The sequence below is a fragment of the Pseudonocardia sp. SID8383 genome, from assembly GCF_009864975.1.
In the GTDB taxonomy this organism is placed as follows: Bacteria; Actinomycetota; Actinomycetes; order Mycobacteriales; family Pseudonocardiaceae; genus Pseudonocardia; species Pseudonocardia alni.
This window is the reverse complement of record NZ_WWFY01000655.1, coordinates 1-4,969: the sequence shown is the minus strand read 5'-3', so window position 1 is coordinate 4,969 and position 4,969 is coordinate 1. Positions and strand designations below refer to the sequence as shown.

Below are 4,969 nucleotides of genomic sequence, written 5' to 3'. Positions count from 1 at the left end.
AACGTCGTCGCCGGTCCGGCTGGTGCGGTACTGCTGGACTGGGGCAACGCCCGCGTCGCGGTGGGGTCGCTCGACGTCGTGGTGCTGGCCGCGCCTCCGGCAGGGGGTCCGGCCGACGCGCCGTCGGCGCCGGTGCCCGCGGTCTACCGGGAGACCCTGCACAGCGCGCTCGGCGCGCCGGACCCGCCCGCCATGGTCGCGGTGGAGACGGCGTGGGCGCGGGCGGCGGCGCACGTGCAGTACCTGCCGTTCGCCGCCGACCACCAGGACCCCGACCGGGTCACCTCGATGGTCCGGGTGGCCGCCGCGGCCCTCGACGAACTGGGCGCCCTGCTCGCCGAGGCCCGCCGCGGCTGATCCCGGCGAGGACCGGAGCGTCAGCCCCGGGGCTTCGCCGTGCGACGCAGCCGGGTGTTGACGAACTCGCCCATGCCCCAGCGGCCCAGCTCGCGACCGAAGCCGGAGCGCTTCACCCCGCCGAAGGGCAGCCCGGGCAGCGTCGTGCCGTGCTCGTTGACGTAGGCCATGCCCACCTCGAGCCGGTCGGCGATCTCCTGCGCGCGCTCGATGTCACCGCTCCACACCGACCCGCTGAGCCCGTAGCTCACGTCGTTGGCCAGTGTGACCGCCTCGTCGACCGAGTCGACGCCGTACACCACGGCCACCGGTCCGAAGATCTCCTCGGAGTAGGCGTCCATGTCCTTCGTGACGCCGGTCAGTACGGCCGGGCGGAGGAACGCGCCGTCGCCGTCGGGTACCTCGCCGCCGGTGTGCAGGGTGGCGCCCTGCTCGACGGCGCGGCGCACCTGCTCGGCGACGCCGTCGCGCGCCGCGACCGAGGACAGCGGGCCGAGCCGGGTGCCGGAGTCGGTCGGGTCGCCGTGCTCGGTGGCCTCGAACGTCGAGACCAGCACCGACACGAACTCCTCGACCTTGTCGGTCGGCACGATCATCCGCTTCGGGGAGTTGCAGGCCTGACCGCCGTTCATCAGGCGGGCCCGGGCGGCGACCTTCGCGGTGCGGGCGACGTCGGCGTCGTCGAGGACGATGAACGCGTCCGACCCGCCCAGCTCCAGGACGGCCTTCTTCAGGTTGCGCCCCGCCGTCTCGGCGACCGAGGCCCCGGCCCGCTCGCTGCCGGTCAGCGAGATCCCCTGGATCCGCGGGTCGGCGATCATGTCGGCGATCTGCTCGTTGGTCGCGTAGACGTTGACGTAGACGTCGTCGGGGACACCCGCGGTGTGGAAGATCTCGTCCATCACCTCGGCCGAGGCGGCACAGATCGGGGCGTGCTTGAGGACGATCGTGTTCCCGACGACCAGGTTCGGCGCAACGAACCGCGCCACCTGGTAGTACGGGAAGTTCCACGGCATGACCCCGACCAGCGGTCCGATCGGTTCGGTCTGCACCACCGACTCCTGCGCGCCCTGCGGGTCCAGGGTCTCCCGGGTCAGCAGGTCCGGGCCGTGCTCGGCGTACCAGCGGTAGATCGACGCGGCCAGTGCGACCTCGCCCGCGGCCTCCTTGACGGGCTTGCCCATCTCGGTCGCGATCAACGCGGCCAGCTCGTCGCTGCGGGCCTCGTAGGCCTCGGCCACCCGGACCAGGATCTGTGCCCGGTCGGCGGCCGGGGTCGCGCGCCACCCGGGGTAGGCGTCGGTGACGCGGCCCAGGACGTCGGAGACCGCCGCGTCGTCGAGCTCGGGGAACGTCCTCTCGGTCTTCCCGGTGGCGGGGTTCGTGGTCACGTAGGCAGTCATGGTGTCCTTCCGTCGCGGGGTGGCGCGGGTCGCGCTCCTGCCCGACGGATGTCCGTCGCAGGGGGTCCGGCAAACATCGGGTCCGCCTCGTCACTCCACGCCGGCCGCGGGGCACCGCCGCGCCGCGGCCACCGCCTCCGGCTGAGACGGCGGCCGGGAGCGCTGCTCAGCGGCCGACGTTGCGCTGCAGGTGCGCCGGGTAGCGCTCCCCGGCCACCGCGGACGCCGGTGCGGCCGCCTCGATCTCGGCCAGCTCGTCCGCTGACAGCTCCAGCGCGGCGGCCTCGACGTTCTGCTCCAGGTAGGTCCGCCGCTTGGTCCCCGGGATCGGTACGACGTGCTCCCCGCGGCTCTGCACCCAGGCCAGCGCGAGCTGCCCGGCGGTGACCCCGCGGCGCTGCGCGATGGCGGTCAGCGCCTCGACGATGGCCAGGTTCGCGGCCATGTTCTCGTCGGAGAAGCGGGGCAGGCCGCGGCGCATGTCGCCCTCGCCGAGCTGCCCGGTCGAGGTGATCGCGCCGGTCAGGAAGCCGCGCCCGAGCGGGGAGAACGGCACGACGCCGACGCCCAGCTCGGCGCACGTCGGAGCGACCGACTCCTCGATGTCGCGTGTCCACAGCGACCACTCCGACTGCACCGCGGCGGGCGGGTGCACGGCGTGGGCGCGGCGGACGGTGTCCGCGCCGCACTCGGAGAGCCCGTAGTGGCGGATCTTCCCCTCCTCGATCAGCCCGGCGAGCGCGCCGACGGTCTCCTCGATCGGCGTGTCCGGGTCGACGCGGTGCTGGTAGTAGAGGTCGATGTGGTCGACGCCCAGGCGCTGCAGCGACTCCTCGGCGCACCGCCGCACGTAGGCCGGGTCGCCCTGCGCGCCCTGGTTGCCCTGCGCGTCGCGCACGATGCCGAACTTCGTCGCCAGGACCACGCGGTCGCGGCGGTCGGCGATCGCGGCGCCCACGAGCTCCTCGTTGGCGCCGTCGCCGTAGACGTTCGCGGTGTCGAGCAGGGTGACGCCCAGGTCGAGGGCGCGGTGGATGGTCGCGATCGACTCGGCGCGGTCGGAGGTGTCGCCGTAGGCCTGGCTCATGCCCATACAGCCCAGGCCCTGGGCGGAGACGGTGAGATCGCCGAGTCGACGGGTTCCGAGGCCGGTTCCGGTAGCCATGACAACCAACCTAGACGCGAACGGCCCCGGTCCGCAGGAGAGCGGACCGGGGCCGTCGTGCGTGCCGGGGTCAGGGGATGCGGCGGACCGCCCCGGTGTCGGCGCTGGTCGCCAGGTGGGCGTAGGCGCGCAGCGCCTTCGACACGACGCGCTGCCGGTCGACCGGCTGCCACGGCCGCTCCGAGGACTCCATCTTGGCGCGCCGGTCGGCGAGCGTCTCGGCATCGACCAGCAGCTCCAGCGACCGGGCGCGGACGTCGAGCCGGATCCGGTCGCCGTTCTCCACCAGGCCGATCGTGCCGCCGGCGGCCGCCTCGGGGGAGATGTGGCCGACCGAGATGCCCGACGAGCCGCCGGAGAAGCGGCCGTCGGTGATCAGGGCGCAGACCTTGCCCAGCCCGGCGCCCTTGAGGAACGCCGTCGGGTGCAGCATCTCCTGCATGCCCGGCCCGCCCGAGGGGCCCTCATAGCGGATGACCAGCACGTCGCCGGGCTTGATCTCCTTCTTGAGGATCGCCGAGACGGCGTCCTCCTGGCTCTCCAGCACGACGGCCGGGCCCTCGAACTCCCAGATGTCCTCCGGGATGCCCGCGGTCTTGATCACGGCGCCGTCGATCGAGAGGTTGCCGCGCAGCACGGCCAGGCCGCCGTCGGCGGAGTAGGCGTGCTCCAGGTCGCGGATGCAGCCGCCCGCGGCGTCGGTGTCCAGGCTCGACCAGCGGTTCTCCGTCGAGAACGCCTGCGTGGTCCGGACCCCGCCCGGCGCGGCGTGGTAGAGCTCGACCGCGGTCTCCGACGGTGCCCCGGAGCGGATGTCCCACTCGGTGAGCCACTGCTCCAGCGACGGCGAGTGCACCGTGTGCACCCCGGTGTTGAGCAGCCCGGCCCGCCACAGCTCGCCCAGCAGCGCGGGGATGCCACCGGCTCGGTGGACGTCCTCCATGTGGTAGTCCGAGTTCGGCGCGACCTTGCTCAGGCACGGCACCCGCCGGGAGACCGCATCGATCGCGGCGAGGTCGAAGTCGATCTCGCCCTCCTGGGCCGCGGCCAGGATGTGCAGCACCGTGTTGGTGGAACCGCCCATCGCGACGTCGAGCGCCATCGCGTTCTCGAACGCCTCGCGGGTGGCGATGTTGCGGGGCAGCGCGGACGCGTCGTCGTCGCGGTACCAGCGGGTGGCCAGGTCCATCACGGTGCGCCCGGCGTTCAGGAACAGCTCGCGGCGCGCGGCGTGGGTGGCCAGGGTGGAGCCGTTGCCCGGCAGGGAGAGCCCGAGCGCCTCGGTGAGGCAGTTCATCGAGTTCGCGGTGAACATCCCGGAGCACGACCCGCAGGTCGGGCAGGCCGAACGCTCGACCTCGGCGAGCCCCGCGTCGTCCACCTCGGACGACGCCGACGCCGAGATCGCGGTGATCAGGTCGGTGGGTGCCTGCGCGACCCCGCCGACGACGACCGCCTTGCCTGCCTCCATCGGCCCGCCGGAGACGAACACGGTCGGGATGTTGAGCCGCATCGCGGCGTTCAGCATGCCCGGGGTGATCTTGTCGCAGTTGGAGATGCAGACCAGGGCGTCGGCTGCGTGGCCGTTGACCATGTACTCGACCGAGTCGGCGATGATCTCGCGGCTGGGCAGCGAGTAGAGCATCCCGCCGTGGCCCATCGCGATGCCGTCGTCGACGGCGATCGTGTTGAACTCCTTGGCGACCCCGCCCGCCTCCTTGATCGCGCCCGCGACGAGGTCACCCATGTCCTTGAGGTGCACGTGGCCGGGGACGAACTGGGTGTAGGAGTTGGCGATCGCGACGATCGGCTTGCCGAAGTCGTCGTCGCCCATGCCGGTCGCGCGCCAGAGCGAACGCGCTCCGGCGGCGTTGCGGCCGTGGGTGGTGACGCGGGAACGCAGGGCGGGCATCGGTCTTCTCCAGCCGGGTCTTCCGTGGTGGTTCCTGAGGGCCCCCGGTGGGCGCGTCGCGAAGCGTGGGCACGAGCCGCCCGGGGGGTGCGGCGCGACGGCGGCGGGGCGGGTCGCGTCCCGCCGGCCGGC

Annotated in this window: 4 protein-coding genes; 1 reads left to right on the top strand and 3 read right to left on the bottom strand. The window is 73.1% G+C overall.

The genetic code is table 11. From position 1 onward, the window contains the following. Positions 1 to 357: hypothetical protein (locus GTW08_RS16185; protein WP_202417242.1), on the top strand; the 357-nt coding region annotated here is incomplete at its 5' end. Positions 358 to 377: 20 nt separating this feature from the next. Here GTW08_RS16185 and GTW08_RS16180 read toward each other — a convergent pair. The 3 genes from GTW08_RS16180 to ilvD form a co-directional block, all read right to left on the bottom strand. Then, the gene (locus tag GTW08_RS16180; RefSeq protein WP_073578435.1) at positions 378 to 1,760 is read right to left on the bottom strand and encodes an NAD-dependent succinate-semialdehyde dehydrogenase; all 1,383 of its coding nucleotides are present in this window, start codon (positions 1,758 to 1,760) and stop codon (positions 378 to 380) included. A gap of 166 nt (positions 1,761 to 1,926) precedes the next feature. Continuing rightward, the gene (locus GTW08_RS16175; RefSeq protein ID WP_073578434.1) at positions 1,927 to 2,925 is read right to left on the bottom strand and encodes an aldo/keto reductase; all 999 of its coding nucleotides are present in this window, start codon (positions 2,923 to 2,925) and stop codon (positions 1,927 to 1,929) included. 70 nt (positions 2,926 to 2,995) lie between these two features. Further along, positions 2,996 to 4,837, bottom strand: a complete 1,842-nt coding sequence (gene ilvD, locus GTW08_RS16170) for a dihydroxy-acid dehydratase (RefSeq protein WP_073578433.1) — start codon at positions 4,835 to 4,837, stop codon at positions 2,996 to 2,998. Between the last annotated feature and the right edge of the window lie 132 nt (positions 4,838 to 4,969).